Genomic DNA, 19,976 nt, shown 5'->3' with positions numbered 1-19,976 from the left:
TACCTCCTTAAGGATAAAAGGGAATGAGAAAGTCTCATCCCTATATATCTAACATATCTACACTTGGCTTTAGAGAATAGACTATATCTTTTCTCTCTACTATTACTTGAGTTATATCGCATAGATTTTTATCATTAACTATCTTGCTTAGAAGCTCTTTAGTTGGATTTATTGCAACTGGATTTCCAACTCTTCTTAACATGTTTATGTCACCATTAGTATCTCCGTAAGCATAAGATTTAGACAAATCTATATTGTGTTTTTCTACAAAATTATCTATTGCAGTATTTTTACTTACTGAATCCCACATAGGGATTACAATCCCACTAAAAATATCATTTTCAAATACATAGTTGCTACCAGCAAAGTCTGTTACATCATATTTTTCAGCCATTTTTTCAACTAAAAAATTAGGGCTACCTGATATAAATATAACTTTATGACCATTATCTAAATGCCATTTAATTCTTGAGCGAGTATACTTATAAACTCTATCTGACTTTAGCTTTATCACTTGGTCGCTTGTGAAATCTATACAAGTTTTATCTAGACCTATTATAGATTCCACATATAAATCACAAATTTCATCTAAATAATCATCATAGTTTCCTTGTCTTTTATCCCAGTTCATGAAAGTATCTCTTGCATGTTCAAACCAAGCTTTTTGGTCTATAATATCATACTTTATTAGCTTCTTAAAATGTTCAACCATAAGAGAGTCTCTATAAAGAGTTCCGTCTATATCAAAAAAAGCTGCTATATTGTTCATTAACATCACCTCGATTAACCATTTATTTTATTATATTATAAAAACCTTATTTGTTGTAAAACTTATAGGTAATAAATTAAAAATATTTATATATAATACTATTTATATTTATTATGATAAACTAGTAACTAATTAAACTCTATTATAAATAGTTTATATTCTATTTATTAATTATATACATAAGGATGTGATTTAATGAAATATAATTTTGCAAAAGTAACTAATTCTAGGCTTATGGGAAGTATGGGACTTTTAGTAAGTTATAGTGACGGTGGTAATAATATATATCAATATTTTTTGCTAGATGCAGAAGGATTGGGCATAGCTGATTATGTTAGTTTGATAAATCCTACGAAGGAAGAAGCTTATAAGGAAGAACAAAGGCTTATGGGGGGGTTAGGTTCAGAAGTTATAACTATATCGGAAGATCAAGCCATGTTTTTAATACAGCATTTTGGCAGAAAGACTATAGAGTGGGAAAAAGAGTTACCTGGAGAAGTTAAAGATTATATTAATATAATAAATAACTATGAGTCCAGTTTAACAATAGAAGATTTATATCCTATAATATGCAAAGATATAAAAGAAGAAGTTGAATTTATAAACTATATGACAATGAGATTTATAGGATGGGATAGAGAATGCCTAAGATATTTCTCAAGAAGCGAAGAAATTTCTAAAATGCATATAACTAGTATTAATGGAACACTTTTAAAAAATACTGTAACTAAGAAAAGTAGTAATAAATTTGTAAGCGAGGCTTTATACGAAGATGAAGATGGATATTATGTATGTAAAATCGCTTTTAATATAGTAAAAGAAAATGATAAATTTAAAATAAGTTCTATGGTAGTTTCTGAAAGAGAAGGCGTATTTGATTTTGAAGTATTTGATGAAATCTCTAAAGAAGAGTTTGTTTCTGTATACGATGTGGGTAATAAAGATGAATTTTTAGAAAAGTTTTATTCAGATAATCCTTTTGTTTTAAAAACTGATATGGAAGAAGGTATATTATTAACTAGATTTAATTTTAATAATGATCATGTTAAAGAAGAGGTTTATGTTATAAATAATGATATTAAAGCTGTATACTATCAAATGGGGAATGAGTTTTTTGTAGGAACGTATAGTGATAGAAATAGAGCATATATAAATAAGATGTTACAAAACAACTATAAGGAGTATTTAACTATAAAAGATGAGTACTTCTTTGAAGAAAATGCACTTTTTGACTTTGCGGAGTCGGGGTCAAATAATTTTGAAGATTTCTTGAGTTAGAATAAAAAAAACGGTGAGCTATATAGCTCACCGTTTTTTGGAGAAATCTGCATATAAGAGAAAACTCCTTGTATTTATAATATTGGGGGAATATTATGAGGAATACATTAAATAGTATGAACAATCTAAATGAATTTTATAACATAAAAATTATAAAAATTTACATTTCTTCTTCGTCAAATTCTTCCATATTTATCTGAGGCATACCAGGGAACATACCAGGATACATCATATTAGGCATTGGGAACATGCCAGGAAACATACCAGGATACATCATATTAGGCATTGGAAACATGCCGGGGAACATACCAGGGTATATAGGCATACTTTGCATATTAGGCATATTTGTTCCTGGCATTCCTTGCATATTAGGCATACCCATACCAGGAACACCTTGCATATTAGGTATATTCATGTTTGGATAGTTAGACATATTATTATCAGCAAAAGCACTTACATCGCTATAATTTATATCTTCTATTGTAGGGTATATTGAGTCATTGTCAATTTGTGATAAATCTGGATTTAATGGATTTTCTGCGTATGGGTTAGTATAAGTAACATATCCGTTTATTGTAGGATTTGCTTGATATCCTGCAAACTGTCCATATGTCATGTAAGGATTCATGTATACCATAGGGTCTATATAAGGTCTAGGGTATATATAATTAGGGTCAATTCTTTCACTTTGTGTATTTAAAAACATATTATAATTCATATACTATTCTCCTTCCTAGCAAAACTAAATAAATATATAAATTTGGTCTCTAATAATATATATTTATTTGAAAGTTTAATATGCGTATAAAATTAATGATGCAAAAAGTTATAATTAGCGTTGCAAAACTTGGACATATAGCATACAATGTAATATATGAATAATTATTCATATATTATAATAAGAGGAGGAATAAAATGATAGAGAATGAATTTACTGCATGTGAATGCAATGACATACATGAAGATATAGTAAAAGAAACTAAAAATAAAATGCCTAAAGAAGAGATGCTTTATGACTTAGCTGAATTATTTAAAGTATTTGGTGATACAACTAGAATAAAGATAATATATGCACTATTTTCTAATGAAATGTGTGTTTGTGACATAGCAGATCTTTTAAATATGACTCATTCAGCAATATCGCATCAACTTAGAGTATTAAAACAAGCTAGGTTAGTTAAATTTAGAAAAGAAGGAAAAACAGTTTTTTACTCGTTGGATGATAGTCATATAAATCAAATATTTGATTGTGGTTTAAATCATATTCAAGAAACGTATAGACGTTAGGAGGGATAAAATGGGAGATTGCAGTTTATTAAGAAGTAGTATTTTATTAGGTGGATTAGAGTGTTCTGACTGTGCTAAAGCAATAAGCAAAACTATATCAGAATTAGAGGGGGTAGAATCCTGTAGTCTAGATTTTGAAAATAGAAAGCTAATTATAGATATATTAGATATATATAATGAAAATGAAATTATTTCAAAGGTTGTTGATATAATAAATTCTGTAGAGCCAGGTATTAATATAAGTGTTGAATGTAATACAGTAGAAACTAAGAATAAACAAAGAAGTAGAGGAAGAAAGATTAATAAAAATACTAACAACATAGAAACTAAAAAAATGATAACATCTTCAAAAGTTGAAATTTTATTAGGTGGATTAAATTGTGCACATTGTGCAGAAACTATAAATGATAAAGTGAGTAAATTGGATGGAATAGAATCTTCTAATCTTAACTTTGTAAATAAGAAACTGACTTTAAATATAGAAGATAAAAATAAAGAAGATGAAATAATAAATAAGACTATAGATATAATAAATAATACAGAACCTGGATTAGATATACAAGTTAAAAATCAATCTAAGCAAGGTATAAAAAAAGAAATTTTATTAGGTGGATTAAATTGTGCACACTGTGCAGAAGTTATAAATAATAAAGTGAATGATTTAAATGAAATAGAAACTGCTGACTTAAACTTCATAAATAAGAAGTTAACAGTAGTTATAAAACAGGGTCAAAGTGTTAGAGATGTTATTAGTAAAATAATAGATATAATAGATAACACAGAACCTGGACTAGATATAAAAGTTATAGAAAATGAAAAATTAGAAAAAAATTCTATAGAAAATAAAGAAAAAGATTCATCTAAAAAAGATTTGATAAAACTAGTTTTAGGATTTGCTATATATGCAGTAGCAATATATCAAAGCAGTAAAGGTATAGAAAGTCAAATTATGAATTTACTACTAATAGCATCTTATATAGTAGTAGGTGGGGGAGTTATCTTAAAAGCAGTTAAGAATATGACTAAAGGTAGACTTTTTGATGAAAATTTCTTAATGGCAATTGCTACAATAGGAGCCTTAGCTATAGGTGAAATAGAAGAAGCTGTGGCAGTTATGTTATTTTATCAATTAGGAGAGTATTTACAAGATATAGCTGTAGGTAAATCAAGAAAGTCTATTGCATCTCTTATGAATATAAGACCTGATAGTGCTAATTTAAAAGTAAATAATGAATTAAAAATAGTTTCTCCAGAAGATGTGGAAATTGGAGATATTATAGTAATAAAACCCGGTGAAAAAGTTCCTTTAGATGGAGTTATAATCGAAGGTACATCTATGGTAGATACATCTGCTATAACAGGTGAATCTGTTTTAAGAGAAACATCTATAGGTGATGATATTTTATCTGGTTTTATAAATAAGAATTCTTTATTAACTGTGAAAGTAACAAAGGCTTATGGTGAATCAACTGTTTCTAAAATTTTAGACTTAGTTGAAAATGCAAGTAGTAAAAAATCAAAAACTGAAAACTTTATTTCTAAGTTTTCAAGATACTATACTCCAATAGTAGTTTCATTAGCAGCTATAATAGCATTAGTTCCTCCTTTACTAATATCAGGAGAACAGTTTAGCGAATGGCTATACAGAGGTTTAATATTCTTAGTGGTATCTTGTCCTTGTGCATTAGTTTTATCTATACCTTTAAGTTTCTTTAGTGGAATAGGTCATGCATCTAAGAAAGGTATATTGATAAAGGGAAGTAACTATTTAGAAATCTTAAAAGATGTAGATACTGTAGTATTTGATAAAACTGGTACATTAACAAAAGGTGTATTCAATGTAACTAATATAAATCCTGTGAATATTTCAAAGGAAGAATTAATAGAATATGCATCTATAGCAGAAGCTAATTCAAATCATCCTATAGCAAAATCTATACTGAAATATTATGGAAAAACAATTAACTTAGAAAATATAGAAAACTATGAAGAAATAGCTGCTCATGGTATAAGAGTACAATATAATGATAAAATGATTTTAGCTGGTAATGAAAAATTGATGAAAGCTAATAATATATTATATTCTAAAGCTAAAGAGGTTGGTACTGTTGTATATATTGCAGTAAATGGAATATATAGAGGATATGTGGTTATATCTGATGAAGTTAAAGAAGATAGTAAAGAAGCTATAACGAACTTAAAACATGTTGGAATTAAGGAAGTTATAATGTTAACTGGTGATAATAAAGAAGTAGCAAATAAGGTTGCAACTGATTTGGGAATAGATAAGGTATACTCAAGTTTACTTCCAAATGAAAAGGTAGAAAAAGTTGAAGAAATATATGAAGGTAGAAATGAAAAAGAAAAGGTAGCATTTGTAGGAGATGGAATAAACGATGCTCCAGTTTTAGCTCGTGTGGATGTTGGTATAGCAATGGGATGTTTAGGTTCAGATGCAGCTATAGAAGCTGCTGATGTAGTTCTTATGACTGATGAACCTAATAAAATTTACAAAGCTATAGAAATATCTAAAAAGACTAACAAAATTGTATGGCAAAATATAATTTTTGCTCTTGGAGTTAAGATTGTGGTTATGGTTTTAGGTGCAGGAGGTATGGCAACTATGTGGGAAGCCATATTTGCTGATGTAGGAGTTGCATTAATCGCAGTACTAAACGCTATGAGAATTCTTAGATAAGTATAAAAATTAAGCCTATGGCGAGGGATCTAAATTTAGATTCTAAGCTATAGGCTTTTGTGTATAAATAATTAATTTTAATATCATTAGATAAAATTTATGTAATAATTTGGGACTGTAGGTAGTTTTGTGTAAATACAAACTTACCTACAGTCTTTTTTGAATGTAAAATTGGTAAGTTTGGAATAATATTCATATTAAACTTTTGGAGGTAAAGAAATGAAAGATCAAAGAGAAATAATTATTCCAGATTTAGACTACCAAGCTGAAGTAAGAAAATGTAAAACCATGGAAGATGTAGTTGGTAAAAATGGATTAATGCAAAAGCTGTTCAAAGATATTATCCAACAATTGCTAGAAGCAGAAATGGAAGAACATCTGGGAAGAGAAAGGCATGAAAGAAGTAATGAAGCTAATCCAAACTATAGGAATGGATATAGTTCTAAGACTATTGAAAGTAGTTTTGGTGAAGTTGGCCTAGATATACCAAGAGATAGAAAAGCACAATTTGAACCGAAGATTGTTAAAAAGTATGAAACTGTATGTAATGAACTAGATAAAAAAATAATAGGTCTTTATGCCTGTGGTATGAGTGTAAGAGATATCCAATCTGAAATGGAAGAACTATATGGCATTGATGTGTCTCCTGCAATGATATCTAAGATAACAGATAAGGTTGTAGAGGCTGCCGCCGAATGGCAAAGCAGAGAACTTGATGAAATATACCCAATCGTATATATGGATGCTATGCATTTTAAAGTAAGAGATGATAATAAAATAGTTTCAAAGGCAGCATATATATGTATGGCTTTAGATATGAAAGGAAAAAAAGATATATTAGGTATTTGGATTGGTGAATCAGAAGGCGCAAAATTTTGGCTATCAGTTTGTAATGATTTGAAAAATAGAGGCGTAGATGATATTTTAATTGCATGTATGGATGGTTTAAAAGGTCTACCTGAAGCAATTAAAACTGTATATCCAGATGTAAGTATTCAAACTTGTATAGTTCATCAAATTAGAAACTCTCTTAAATATATAGCATCAAAAGATCAGAGAGAGTTTATGAAAGATTTAAAAAGTGTTTATAGGGCATTTAACGAAGAAACAGCACTTAAAAATTTAGATATTCTTAAGGAGAAATGGTATTCAAAATATTCTGTTGTAATAGATTCATGGTACAATAACTGGAGTAATCTGAATACGTATTTTGAATATCCACATGAAATTAGAAGAATTATTTATACTACAAATGCTCTTGAGGGATTTAATAGACAGTTAAGAAAATATACTAAGGTAAGAACTGTATTTCCAACAGATGAGTCACTAAGAAAATCACTATATTTATCTACCATGAAAATTATGGAGAAATGGACCTCTCCAAACCAAAATTGGGCGTCTACTTTAGGACAGCTTACAATTATGTTTGGAGAAAGGATACCTAACTCTTACACAATATAAATTTTTTTGAAATTATGGAAAATTTAGTGTATAAATAACTAAATTAAACACATAATAATTGTGTAAAGAATTCCAGTATTAGTATTTCTCAAAAATAAAAAAATATTACTGGAATTTGAAATTTCCAGTAATATAAATTATAAAAAATCTTATTTACACAAATCTATAGACATTCTCAATAATTTTATTCATTAATTATATAACATATACATATACACATATAAAATGAAGTATACTACCTAACATAATGAATAAGTGGAAAATTTCATGATACTCAAAGTTTTTAAATTTTAAAAAACTAGGTTTAAGTCCGTATATAACAGCTCCGACTGTATAAGCAAGTCCTCCGGCAACTAACAATATTAGTCCATCAATAGATAAAGAATGATATAGTGGTTTTATTACAAATATAGCCATCCATCCCATTGCTACATAAATTAATGTAGAAATCCATCTAGGGCAGTTAAACCAAATTAGCTTAAAACATACTCCTAATATAGCTATAAAGAGTAATATTCCAAAAAGAATAAAACCTTCAATTCCTTTTAAAGATATCAGACAAAATGGAGCATAAGAACCTGCTATTAATATGAAGATCATTGAATGATCTATTTTTCTTAAAAATTTAATTCTATCGTCTCCTGCTATAGTTAAGTGATAAGTAGCAGAAGCTGAATACAAAAGAATTAAGCTTATTCCGAAAATAATTACTGCAGATAATGACATTACTGAAGGATCTTTTATTGTAGTTTTTATAACTAAAGCTAGTAATCCGGCGAATGCTAAAATAGCGCCTATTAAATGGGTAATTCCATTAACAGCCTCTCTAACATATTTTCCCATAAATATAACCTCCGAATTGAAATGTTAGTTTTAAATTGAAATACTTTACTTTATATTTCTATGAATAAGTAAAATAATTCCAATAATATAATTATAGTACTATTATACTCTATAAAATTAAAGATTCTAGTTAATTTATTGAAAAGTTTTGAATATCAAACTAAGGTGGTTAAGAATTAAAAAATAGTAAAATGGTGTATTCTGTATAATGAGCATATAACTGAATTGTATATGTGTTTTACATTATTAATATAAAAAGATATGAAAAAAATTAAAAAAGGTATTGACCGGTTTGAAATATAGTGGTAAAGTATTACTTGTCCGAGAGATACAGACGAAAAATAAAACGAAAGAAAGTCTTGACTAAGGGGTAACAACCTGGTAAGATAAGTAAGTCGAGAAAATGAACTTTGAAAATTAAACAGTAGGTTAATTTATATAACTTAAATTCTTTTATAAGAATTAAACACAAACAACCAAGCCAGATATTCAGATAATGATTAGTCTGAGCAAAGGAAACAAATTTTTTTTGAGAGTTTGATCCTGGCTCAGGATGAACGCTGGCGGCGTGCCTAACACATGCAAGTCGAGCGAACCCTTCGGGGTGAGCGGCGGACGGGTGAGTAACGCGTGGGTAACCTGCCCTATACACACGGATAACGTACCGAAAGGTACGCTAATACGAGATGACATAAGAGATTCGCATGGATTTCTTATCAAAGCTCCGGCGGTATAGGATGGACCCGCGTCTGATTAGCTAGTTGGTAAGGTAACGGCTTACCAAGGCGACGATCAGTAGCCGACCTGAGAGGGTGATCGGCCACATTGGAACTGAGACACGGTCCAAACTCCTACGGGAGGCAGCAGTGGGGAATATTGCACAATGGGCGAAAGCCTGATGCAGCAACGCCGCGTGAGCGATGAAGGCCTTCGGGTCGTAAAGCTCTGTCCTCAAGGAAGATAATGACGGTACTTGAGGAGGAAGCCCCGGCTAACTACGTGCCAGCAGCCGCGGTAATACGTAGGGGGCTAGCGTTATCCGGAATTACTGGGCGTAAAGGGTGCGTAGGTGGTTTCTTAAGTCAGAGGTGAAAGGCTACGGCTCAACCGTAGTAAGCCTTTGAAACTGGGAAACTTGAGTGCAGGAGAGGAGAGTGGAATTCCTAGTGTAGCGGTGAAATGCGTAGATATTAGGAGGAACACCAGTTGCGAAGGCGGCTCTCTGGACTGTAACTGACACTGAGGCACGAAAGCGTGGGGAGCAAACAGGATTAGATACCCTGGTAGTCCACGCCGTAAACGATGAGTACTAGCTGTCGGAGGTTACCCCCTTCGGTGGCGCAGCTAACGCATTAAGTACTCCGCCTGGGAAGTACGCTCGCAAGAGTGAAACTCAAAGGAATTGACGGGGACCCGCACAAGTAGCGGAGCATGTGGTTTAATTCGAAGCAACGCGAAGAACCTTACCTAAGCTTGACATCCTTTTGACCTCTCCCTAATCGGAGATTTCCCTTCGGGGACAGAAGTGACAGGTGGTGCATGGTTGTCGTCAGCTCGTGTCGTGAGATGTTGGGTTAAGTCCCGCAACGAGCGCAACCCTTGCCTTTAGTTGCCAGCATTAAGTTGGGCACTCTAGAGGGACTGCCAGGGATAACCTGGAGGAAGGTGGGGATGACGTCAAATCATCATGCCCCTTATGCTTAGGGCTACACACGTGCTACAATGGGTGGTACAGAGGGCAGCCAAGTCGTGAGGCGGAGCTAATCCCTTAAAGCCATTCTCAGTTCGGATTGTAGGCTGAAACTCGCCTACATGAAGCTGGAGTTACTAGTAATCGCAGATCAGAATGCTGCGGTGAATGCGTTCCCGGGTCTTGTACACACCGCCCGTCACACCATGGGAGTTGGGGGCGCCCGAAGCCGGTTAGCTAACCTTTTGGAAGCGGCCGTCGAAGGTGAAACCAATAACTGGGGTGAAGTCGTAACAAGGTAGCCGTATCGGAAGGTGCGGCTGGATCACCTCCTTTCTAAGGAGAATTGCCTACTGTTTAATTTTGAGGGTTCATTCCTCAAAATTGTTAGTACTTTGAGCAACGGGATATTCTCAGAGAGAATAGACGTTGGCGATGTACGTTAGTACTTTGAAAACTGCATAACATTTAGTGATATGACATCATTTAATTATAAATAGACAAGACAAGTCTTTAAAATTACAAACTTTGAGCAATGGGATTTACCTGAATGAATATGAAGGTAAAGACATTGGCGAAGCATTTTAATAACTGGTCAAGTTATTAAGGGTGCAGGGCGGATGCCTTGGCACTAGGAGCCGATGAAGGACGTGATAAGCTGCGATAAGCTTCGGGGAGTTGCACGTAAACTTTGATCCGAAGATTTCCGAATGAGGAAACTCACTTAGAGTAATGTCTAAGTATCGTTAAGTGAATACATAGCTTAGCGAGGGGAACCCGGGGAACTGAAACATCTAAGTACCTGGAGGAAGAGAAAGAAAAATCGATTCCGTAAGTAGCGGCGAGCGAACGCGGAACAGGCCAAACCAATGAAGTTTACTTCGTTGGGGTTGCGGACATGTCATTAACGAAGAGGTATCGTAAGTGAAGAGAGTTGGAAAGCTCCGCTATAAAAGGTAATAGCCCTGTAGCTGAAACGAGAAGACTTTAGACATGATCCAGAGTACCACGGGACACGTGAAACCCTGTGGGAAGCAGGAGGGACCATCCTCCAAGCCTAAATACTACCTAGTGACCGATAGCGCATAGTACCGTGAGGGAAAGGTGAAAAGAACCCCGGGAGGGGAGTGAAATAGAACCTGAAACCCTGTACTTACAAGCTGTGGGAGCACATTTCTTGTGTGACCGCGTACTTTTTGTAGAACGGGCCAACGAGTTACGTTAAGTAGCAAGGTTAAGCACTTAAGGTGTGGAGCCGTAGCGAAAGCGAGTCTTAAATGGGCGATTTAAGTTACTTGGCGTAGACCCGAAACCGGGCGACCTATCCATGAGCAGGTTGAAGCGAAAGTAAAATTTCGTGGAGGACCGAACCCACGAGCGTTGAAAAGCTCGGGGATGACTTGTGGATAGCGGTGAAATTCCAATCGAGCCCGGAGATAGCTGGTTCTCCCCGAAATAGCTTTAGGGCTAGCCTCAAGGTTGAGAGAAGCGGAGGTAGAGCACTGAATGTCCTAGGGGGTATTGCACTTACCGAAGACTATCAAACTCCGAATGCCGTATTCTTATACTTGGGAGTCAGACTGTGGGTGATAAGATTCATAGTCAAGAGGGCAACAGCCCAGATCGTCAGCTAAGGTCCCTAAATGTACGTTAAGTGGTAAAGGATGTGGGATTGCACAGACAACCAGGATGTTGGCTTAGAAGCAGCCACTCATTTAAAGAGTGCGTAATAGCTCACTGGTCGAGTGATCCTGCGCCGAAAATTTCCGGGGCTAAAACGTACTACCGAAGCTACGGCATCATTATGATGGGTAGGGGAGCTTCGTATGCAGGTTGAAGCATGACCGTAAGGACATGTGGACAGTATACGAGTGAGAATGTTGGCATGAGTAGCGAGATGTGGGTGAGAATCCCACAGGCCGTAAACCCAAGGTTTCCAGGGGAAGGTTCGTCCGCCCTGGGTTAGTCAGGACCTAAGCCGAGGCCGAAAGGCGTAGGTGATGGACAACAGGTTGATATTCCTGTACCACCAATAACCGTTTGAGAGATGGGATGACACAGTAGGATAAGCTAACCGTACTGTTGGTTATGTACGGGCAAGCATTGAGGCAGTTCCTATAGGCAAATCCGTAGGAATAATGCTAGGATGTGATGCGGAGCGAAATTTAGTAGCGAAGTAGCTGATTTCACACTGTCGAGAAAAGTCTCTATCGAGGTTAAAGGTGCCTGTACCGCAAACCGACACAGGTGGGTGAGGAGAGTATCCTAAGGCCAGCCAGAGAACTGTTGTTAAGGAACTCGGCAAAATGACCCCGTAACTTCGGGAGAAGGGGTGCCTGCATTTGCAGGCCGCAGAGAATAGGCCCAAGCGACTGTTTACCAAAAACACAGGTTTCTGCTAAGTCGCAAGACGATGTATAGGAGCTGACGCCTGCCCGGTGCTGGAAGGTTAAGGGGATCTGTTAGAGCAATCGAAGCAGTGAACTTAAGCCCCAGTAAACGGCGGCCGTAACTATAACGGTCCTAAGGTAGCGAAATTCCTTGTCGGGTAAGTTCCGACCCGCACGAAAGGCGTAACGATTTGGGCACTGTCTCAACAACAGACTGGGTGAAATTGTAATACCGGTGAAGATGCCGGTTACCTGCGACAGGACGGAAAGACCCCATGGAGCTTTACTGTAGCTTGACATTGGGTCTTGGTACTACATGTACAGGATAGGTGGGAGACTATGAAGCGTGAACGCCAGTTTGCGTGGAGTCACCCTTGGGATACCACCCTTGTAGTACTGGGACTCTAACCATAGGCCATGAATCTGGTCTTGGGACACTGTCAGGTGGGCAGTTTGACTGGGGCGGTCGCCTCCCAAAAAGTAACGGAGGCGCTCAAAGGTTCTCTCAGTACGGTCGGAAATCGTACGTAGAGTGTAAAGGCACAAGAGAGCTTGATTGCAAGACATACAGGTCGAGCAAGGACGAAAGTCGGACTTAGTGATCCGGTGGTTCCGCATGGAAGGGCCATCGCTCAACGGATAAAAGCTACCCTGGGGATAACAGGCTTATCTCCCCCAAGAGTCCACATCGACGGGGAGGTTTGGCACCTCGATGTCGGCTCATCACATCCTGGGGCTGTAGTAGGTCCCAAGGGTTGGGCTGTTCGCCCATTAAAGTGGTACGCGAGCTGGGTTCAGAACGTCGTGAGACAGTTCGGTCCCTATCCGTCGCAGGCGTAGGAAATTTGAGGAGACCTGTCCTTAGTACGAGAGGACCGGGATGGACGCACCTCTGGTGTACCAGTTGTTCTGCCAAGGGCATAGCTGGGTAGCTAAGTGCGGAATGGATAAGCGCTGAAAGCATCTAAGCGCGAAGCCGACTTCAAGATAAGATTTCCCACCGTAAGGGTAAGACCCCAGGAAGACTACCTGGTTGATAGGTCGAAGGTGTAAGTGCAGTAATGTATTTAGCTTATCGATACTAATAGGTCGAGGACTTGACCACAATTTAAATGATAAAATCTAAATGATATGCAGTTTTCAGAGTATTAACTCTAAATAACTTAATAATAAGTTAATCGAAAGATTATGTGGTTACTATAGCAAAGAGGATACACCTGTTCCCATTCCGAACACAGAAGTTAAGCTCTTTAGCGCTGATGGTACTTGGGGGGCAACCTCCTGGGAGAGTAAGACGTAGCCACGTAATCTTTTTTTATTTATACAAGACATATGTAAAAATTTACAAATAAACTTAATTTGATGTATACTAATAATAGGGAATATAAATTAAGATATTATGTGGAGGTCGGCTATGGATATAGGAGTTATAGGTGTAAATCATAATTTAGCTCCAATAAGTATTAGGGAAAAAGTATCATTTACTGACACAAGAAAGATAGAGGCTATAAATACATTATTGGATAAGGATATTAGCGAAATTGTGATATTATCAACATGTAACAGAAGTGAAATCTATATTAGAGCTACTAATATAGAAGAAAAAATTAATGTAGTAGAAGACTTTTATAAAGATTACTTTAATGAGGAAGATATAAAATCATATTTATTTTCTAAATCAGGCAAACAAGCGATAAATCATCTCTTTGAAGTTACTTCAGGACTAGATTCAATAGTTTTAGGAGAGGACCAAATTTTAGGTCAAGTAAAAGATGCTCACGAATTTTCAATGAAATTAGGTGCGAGTAAAAAGGTATTCAACAAGCTATTTAGAGAAGCAGTTACTACAGCTAAGGAAATAAAAAGCACTACAAAAATATCCCAACAACCATTATCAATAAGTTATATTGGAATTAAGTTATTAAAAGAAAAATTGAATACATTAGAAGGTAAAGATGCTTTAGTAGTTGGATTCGGTAAGATGAGCAAATTAGCTATGACTCATTTAAGAGAAGAAAAAATAGGAACTATATATTTAGCAAATAGAAGTCATGGAAAATGCGGTAATATAGAAGATGATTTTGAAAATGTTAATATTATAAATTATGAAGATAGACACGAAATTCTTAAAAAAGTTGATATTGTTATAAGTGCAACGGCTTCACCACATACAGTTTTAAAATCAGAAGACATGCCGAAAATAGATCATAAAATATATATGATGGATATTGCCCTTCCAAGAGATATAGACCCTAAAATAAATGAATTTGAAAACATAGAAGTTTATGATATAGATGATTTAAAAATAATACATGATAAAAACGATAGTAAAAGACATGAACTAGCAGAGATAGGTAAGCATACTATAAATGATAAGATTACAGAATTTATGGATTGGTTAGATATAGCTGATATAGATCCAACGATTAAATCTTTAAATGAAAGATGTTCTGAAATAAGAGAAGATACTTTAGATTACATTTATAGAAAAGTGGATCTTAATTCAAAGGATAAAAAACTTATAGATAAGATGATAGCATCTGCTTTAAAAAGACTTGTTAGAGAACCTATACTTAACTTAAAACAAGTAAAAGACAAAGGTAAGAGGGAAGAATACATAAAATTGATAGAGGAATTATTTGAAATTTAATCATGGGAGGATATGCAAATGAAGCATGAAAAATCAGTTAAATTATACGAAGAAGCAGTAGAATATATACCAGGTGGAGTAAATAGTCCAGTTAGAGCATTTAAATCAGTTGGACTTAGCCCAATATTTGTAGACCATGCTCATGGAAGTAAAATATATGATGTAGATGGAAATGAGTATATTGATTATATATGTTCTTGGGGTCCACTTATGTTAGGACATTCACCAAAGGAATTAACAGAAGGTATAGAAGAAGTTGTAAGAAGAGGCACTAGCTTTGGTGTTCCAACAGAAATAGAGGTTGAGATGGCAAAGATAATAGTTGATGCATATCCAGCAATAGATCAAGTTAGAATGGTTAATTCTGGAACAGAAGCAACAATGAGTGCTTTAAGGGTAGCTAGAGGATATACTGGAAGAAATAAGATACTAAAGTTTGAAGGATGCTATCATGGTCACTCAGATGCATTATTAGTTCAATCAGGCTCTGGTACTTTAACTTATGGAGTACCAACAAGTCCAGGTGTTCCTGATGATGTTGTAAAGCATACCTTAGTAGCTAAGTATAATGATTTAGATGATTTAAGAAGAGTATTTAAAGAACAAGGAAATGAAATTGCTGCAGTAATAGTAGAAACGATCTCTGGAAATATGGGATTAGTTAAAGGTAAGCAAGAGTTCATAGAACTTCTTAGAGAATTATGTACAGAATATGGTGCAGTTTTAATTTTTGATGAGGTTATAACAGGATTTAGAATAAGCTATAATAGTTCACCAGATTACTTTGGTGTAAATCCAGATATGGTATGCTTCGGTAAGATAATAGGAGCAGGTCTTCCAGTTGGCGCTTATGGTGGTAAAAAAGAAATAATGGATGTAGTTTCTCCTGTAGGTCCTGTATATCAAGCAGGTACTTTATCAGGGAATCCACTAGCAATGTATATGGGTAAAAAGAATTTAGAGATATTAAGGGATAATCCTCAAATTTACACTGAGTTAGAAAGAAAAGCTAAGAATTTAGAAGATGGTATAAAAGCTAACTTAAAAAAATTAGGCTTAGATTATACAGTAAATAGAGCTGGTTCTTTAGTATGCTTATTCTTTACAAAAGGGCCTGTAGAAAGTTATGATGATGCTAAAAAATGTGATATAGAAAAGTTCAACTTATACTTTAAAGAATTATTAGAAAGAGGAATACTTGTTGGACCAAGCCAATATGAAGCTATGTTCTTATCAAACGCTCATACAGATGAAGATATAGAAAATACTATAAAAGCTAACTATGAAGCATTAAAGGTATCACACAATTTATAGAAAAATAAATGTATAAAATAAAATTTTTAACTTAGTTTTGAAATCATTTAAGAGGATATATAATTATAATGAAGAATATTTACATTAGGTTAAAGTATTTTATAAGAAAATATCATCTTATGTTGAAAATCAGACTAGGCAAAATAAAGCTGTTAAAAAACCTAGCCTTTTGGCTAGGTTAAATTTTGTAATAATACCATATAAGGAGTGAACAATAAGATGAGTATATTGGAAAGTACATCAATGCTAGAGGAAACCTTAAAAAATATAGCACCGCTAGATGAGGAATCTATAAAAGCAGCGAGACATAGACTAGATAGACAAGCAAAGCCTCAAGGGAGCTTAGGTAAAATGGAAGACATATGTGTACAGCTTGCGGGAATTTATAGAAGCAAATTCTATGATACATCAAAAAAAGTCATCATAGCTTTTGGCGCAGATCATGGTGTTTATGAAGAAGGTGTAGCTCCAGATCCACAAGAGATAACGAAACTTCAGTTTCCTAACTTTGCTAATGGAAAATGTGGTGTAGGAACTATAGCAAAGTTTGTTGGTGCTGATGTAGTTGCAGTTGATGTTGGTATAAATACAGATGAAAAAATGGAGGGTGTACTGGATTATAAAATAAGAAAGTGTACTTCGAATATGGCAAAAGGACCGGCTATGAGTAGAGAAGAGGCGATAAGATGCTTAGAAATAGGTATAGAGATGGCCCAAAAATCCATAGAAGAAGGATATACTGTTGTAGGTATTGGAGAAATGGGAATTTGTAATACTACACCAAGTACAGCAATAATATCTGTAATAGGTGAATGTGACCCTCAAGAAATAACTGGAATAGGTGCTGGATTGAAAAAAGAAAGATTAAAGCATAAAGCAGATGTAATAAGAAATTCGATAAAATTAAATCAGCCAAATCCTAAAGATGGTATAGATATACTAGCTAAAGTAGGTGGATTTGAAATAGGTGCGATGGCAGGAGTAATCTTAGGGTGTAGTGCGAATAAAACTCCAGTAGTTATAGATGGATTCATATCTTATGCAGCGGCATTACTTGCATATGTAATAAATCCAATTACTAGAGATTATATGATAGGTTCACATCTATCAGCAGAGCCAGGAACTCAAAAAGCTTTAGAAATAATCAAATTAAGCCCAGTTTTAAATATGGATATGAGATTAGGTGAAGGAAGCGGAGCAGCACTTGCATTTAATATAATAGAAGCTTGCAATTTTACATATAAAAATATGGTTACATATGATGAAATTGATATGTTAGGAAGATAAGTAGAATTAAGGAGAATTAGTATGAGTAAGATTATTCTAGTTACCGGTGGTGCAAGATCAGGAAAAAGCAGCTTTGCAGAATCACTATGCAAAGATAGAAATAATAAAACAGCTTATATAGCAACATCAATACCTTTTGATGATGAGATGAAAGCTAGAGTAAAAAAACACAAAAACAGTAGACCTTCAGAGTGGAAAACTTATGAGATTTATAAGAATATATATTCTATAATCCAAGAAATAAGCAAGGAACATGAAACTGTAATATTAGACTGTGTGACATTATTAGTTAATAATTTAATGTTCAACTCTGATATTAATGTAGATAATGCAAATCAAGAAGAAATAAATGCTTTAGAATTATACATAAAAGACCAAGTAAATAAACTATTAGATGAAGTAAAAGCAACAGATTTATATTTTGTAATGGTTACAAACGAAATTGGAATGGGAGTTGTTCCAGGAAACAAGCTTAGTAGAATCTACTCTGATATTGTAGGTAGAATAAATCAACTTATAGCCTCAAGAAGTGATGAAGTTCACTTTGTAGTAAGTGGTATACCTATGAAGATAAAGGGATAGCTATGAAAAGATTTATTTCAATACTACAATTTATGACTAGAATTCCCATAAATATAAATACTGGCTTTGATAAAGAATTTCATAAAACTTTAACTTACTTTCCTTTAGTAGGATTAGTACTTGGAGTGTTAGAATTTTTAATTGGAACAATAGCATTAAAAATATTTGACCCATTTATAAGTTCATTGATAATTACATTAAGTGCAGTAATTCTTACTGGTGGATTACACTTAGATGGTTTAGGTGATACTTTTGATGCTTTGTATAGTTATAGAGATAAAGAAAAAATGTTAGAAATAATGAAAGATTCAAGACTTGGAACTAATTCGCTTTTAGCAGTAATATTTTTATTACTATTTAAAATAGGGTTTATATACAGTATTATAAATAAAGGTTTCTTATGGATTGTAATGTTTATGCCTATTTTAGGTAGACTTGGTGTTTTAGTTTTAACTTATAAAACTGTTACTCCTAGAAAAAATGGATTAGGAAATTTATTTATAGGAAAATGTTCATTAGGAATGTTTTCAGGTGCTACACTATATTCACTAGTTATGTTAGGATTAATATCAAAATTTATATTTGCTTCAACAAATTTAGTATTAATAAGCATATTAATTTCTGTACCAATAGTTTTCTTATATAATGTTATATTTAAAAATCACGTTTATAAGAAAATAGAGGGAGTAACTGGGGATATATTAGGTTGTAGTATAGAATTATCGGAGCTTATATATTTAATATACATATATATAGCGTTAACCTTTGTAGTTTAGTCTTAAAATAAGGAGAGATTATGCTAAAATTAATATTAGTAAGACATGCTATTACTGAAGATAACAAAGGGTGTAAGTTATCTGGACATATAGACAGTATACTGAGTGAAGAAGGTAAAAAACAAATAAAAGATTTAAATAAATTTTTGCAATTAGAAAAAATAGATAAAATTTATACAACAACATCTTCGAGAACAAAGTATACTGTAGAAGAAATAGCACAAGAAAGAAATATGGAGATAATAGAAAAAGATACTTTAAAAGAAATCAGCTTTGGTGATTTCGAAGGATTAGACTTTAATGAAATAAAGGATAGATATCCTGATGAATTTCAGAAGATGATAGATGAAGGATATAATTATAGATATCCAAATGGTGAAAGTTTAGTAGACTCTTATAATAGAGTAGTAAAAGAAATTAAAGATATAGTTAATAACAATGATAATAAAAATATTCTTATTTGTTCTCATGGAGGAACTATAAGAAATATTTTAACTTATTTAATATCAAATTCGTATAATTACCATTGGAACTTTAGAATAGACAACTGCTCGGTTACTACTTTAGAGATAGACAATGGATTTGCTGTAATAAATAATATGAATAATACTAGCTTTTTAAATAGCTGACAAAATTATTTAAGCTAAGCTAATTTTTAAAGAATTAAAATTGAATATAAGATTAATTAGGTTCTTATTTGTTAAATTAAGATTAAAAGGGAAAAAGGTAAATTCCTTTGCAGCCCCCGCTACTGTGAAACCGACGAAACTATTATAAACCACTGTCATATTTGATGGGAAGGAGTAGGAGTAGGATGAAGTTAAGCCAGGAGACCTGCCTAAGTTAATTTTATAATAGAGTCTTCGGGGTGAAGTTTTTATTTAATATATTGTGTAAATAAAAAGGTCCGAAAACTATAAAATTCGGACTTTTTTTAATATTTAGAAAAAT

Annotated in this window: 13 protein-coding genes, 3 rRNA genes, 1 pseudogene and 1 riboswitch; of the genes and pseudogenes, 14 read left to right on the top strand and 3 right to left on the bottom strand. The window is 33.8% G+C overall.

All coding sequences use genetic code 11. From position 1 onward, the window contains the following. Nucleotides 1-40: 40 nt before the first annotated feature. Nucleotides 41-769 (bottom strand): HAD family hydrolase, encoded by a 729-nt coding sequence (locus HF520_RS12105; RefSeq protein ID WP_168574266.1) that lies wholly within the window; start codon nucleotides 767-769, stop codon nucleotides 41-43. 195 nt (nucleotides 770-964) lie between these two features. On the opposite strand from HF520_RS12105, the gene HF520_RS12100 reads away from it, so the two are divergent. Then, entirely contained in the window at nucleotides 965-2,047 is a 1,083-nt protein-coding gene (locus HF520_RS12100) for a hypothetical protein (protein WP_168574265.1), read from the top strand. 160 nt (nucleotides 2,048-2,207) lie between these two features. On the opposite strand, the gene HF520_RS12095 is transcribed toward HF520_RS12100, so the two are convergent. Continuing rightward, on the bottom strand, nucleotides 2,208-2,765 hold the full coding sequence (locus tag HF520_RS12095) for a hypothetical protein (RefSeq protein WP_168574264.1): 558 nt from the start codon (nucleotides 2,763-2,765) through the stop codon (nucleotides 2,208-2,210). 197 nt (nucleotides 2,766-2,962) lie between these two features. On the opposite strand from HF520_RS12095, the gene HF520_RS12090 reads away from it, so the two are divergent. From HF520_RS12090 to HF520_RS12080, 4 genes and pseudogenes are all read left to right on the top strand, one after another. Next, nucleotides 2,963-3,334, top strand: coding sequence for an ArsR/SmtB family transcription factor (locus HF520_RS12090; protein WP_168574263.1), 372 nt, complete (start codon nucleotides 2,963-2,965; stop codon nucleotides 3,332-3,334). Nucleotides 3,335-3,344: 10 nt separating this feature from the next. Next, nucleotides 3,345-3,458 (top strand): annotated as a pseudogene (locus HF520_RS15505) (heavy-metal-associated domain-containing protein); the annotation flags it as partial. A gap of 210 nt (nucleotides 3,459-3,668) precedes the next feature. Further along, the gene (locus tag HF520_RS12085; protein WP_243155242.1) at nucleotides 3,669-6,032 is read left to right on the top strand and encodes a heavy metal translocating P-type ATPase; all 2,364 of its coding nucleotides are present in this window, start codon (nucleotides 3,669-3,671) and stop codon (nucleotides 6,030-6,032) included. A 219-nt stretch (nucleotides 6,033-6,251) separates the two neighbouring features. Continuing rightward, a complete protein-coding gene (locus tag HF520_RS12080) occupies nucleotides 6,252-7,493 on the top strand; it encodes an IS256 family transposase (protein WP_168574261.1) in 1,242 nt (413 codons plus the stop codon). 195 nt (nucleotides 7,494-7,688) lie between these two features. On the opposite strand, the gene trhA is transcribed toward HF520_RS12080, so the two are convergent. After that, nucleotides 7,689-8,336, bottom strand: coding sequence for a PAQR family membrane homeostasis protein TrhA (trhA, locus tag HF520_RS12075; protein ID WP_168574260.1), 648 nt, complete (start codon nucleotides 8,334-8,336; stop codon nucleotides 7,689-7,691). Between the two features lie 525 nt (nucleotides 8,337-8,861). On the opposite strand from trhA, the gene HF520_RS12070 reads away from it, so the two are divergent. The 9 genes from HF520_RS12070 (at nucleotide 8,862) to HF520_RS12030 (ending at nucleotide 19,654) form a co-directional block, all read left to right on the top strand. Continuing rightward, nucleotides 8,862-10,362, top strand: a 16S ribosomal RNA gene (locus tag HF520_RS12070). Nucleotides 10,363-10,619: 257 nt separating this feature from the next. Then, nucleotides 10,620-13,521 (top strand): 23S ribosomal RNA (locus HF520_RS12065). An 84-nt stretch (nucleotides 13,522-13,605) separates the two neighbouring features. Continuing rightward, nucleotides 13,606-13,722: ribosomal RNA gene (gene rrf / locus HF520_RS12060) — 5S ribosomal RNA — on the top strand. The 16S, 23S and 5S rRNA genes sit together here, the layout of an rRNA operon. Nucleotides 13,723-13,830: 108 nt before the next feature. Beyond that, on the top strand, nucleotides 13,831-15,066 hold the full coding sequence (gene hemA / locus HF520_RS12055; RefSeq protein WP_168574259.1) for a glutamyl-tRNA reductase: 1,236 nt from the start codon (nucleotides 13,831-13,833) through the stop codon (nucleotides 15,064-15,066). A gap of 18 nt (nucleotides 15,067-15,084) precedes the next feature. Beyond that, nucleotides 15,085-16,380 carry a glutamate-1-semialdehyde 2,1-aminomutase gene (gene hemL, locus HF520_RS12050; RefSeq protein WP_168574258.1) on the top strand — a complete coding sequence of 432 codons (1,296 nt, stop codon included), beginning with the start codon at nucleotides 15,085-15,087 and terminating at the stop codon, nucleotides 16,378-16,380. A gap of 219 nt (nucleotides 16,381-16,599) precedes the next feature. Beyond that, on the top strand, nucleotides 16,600-17,667 hold the full coding sequence (gene cobT, locus HF520_RS12045; protein ID WP_207711002.1) for a nicotinate-nucleotide--dimethylbenzimidazole phosphoribosyltransferase: 1,068 nt from the start codon (nucleotides 16,600-16,602) through the stop codon (nucleotides 17,665-17,667). 21 nt (nucleotides 17,668-17,688) lie between these two features. After that, nucleotides 17,689-18,249, top strand: coding sequence for a bifunctional adenosylcobinamide kinase/adenosylcobinamide-phosphate guanylyltransferase (gene cobU, locus HF520_RS12040; RefSeq protein ID WP_168574257.1), 561 nt, complete (start codon nucleotides 17,689-17,691; stop codon nucleotides 18,247-18,249). A gap of 2 nt (nucleotides 18,250-18,251) precedes the next feature. After that, complete coding sequence (gene cobS, locus HF520_RS12035) at nucleotides 18,252-19,025, top strand: adenosylcobinamide-GDP ribazoletransferase (RefSeq protein WP_168574256.1); 774 nt, start codon at nucleotides 18,252-18,254, stop codon at nucleotides 19,023-19,025. Nucleotides 19,026-19,045: 20 nt separating this feature from the next. Beyond that, on the top strand, nucleotides 19,046-19,654 hold the full coding sequence (locus HF520_RS12030) for a histidine phosphatase family protein (protein WP_168574255.1): 609 nt from the start codon (nucleotides 19,046-19,048) through the stop codon (nucleotides 19,652-19,654). 41 nt (nucleotides 19,655-19,695) lie between these two features. Further along, a riboswitch (cobalamin riboswitch) is annotated at nucleotides 19,696-19,881 on the top strand. The last annotated feature ends 95 nt before the right edge of the window (nucleotides 19,882-19,976 follow it).

Source organism: Romboutsia sp. CE17 (assembly GCF_012317385.1).
Taxonomy (GTDB): Bacteria; Bacillota; Clostridia; order Peptostreptococcales; family Peptostreptococcaceae; genus Romboutsia_E.
This window is presented reverse-complemented; position numbering and strand designations above follow the sequence as displayed.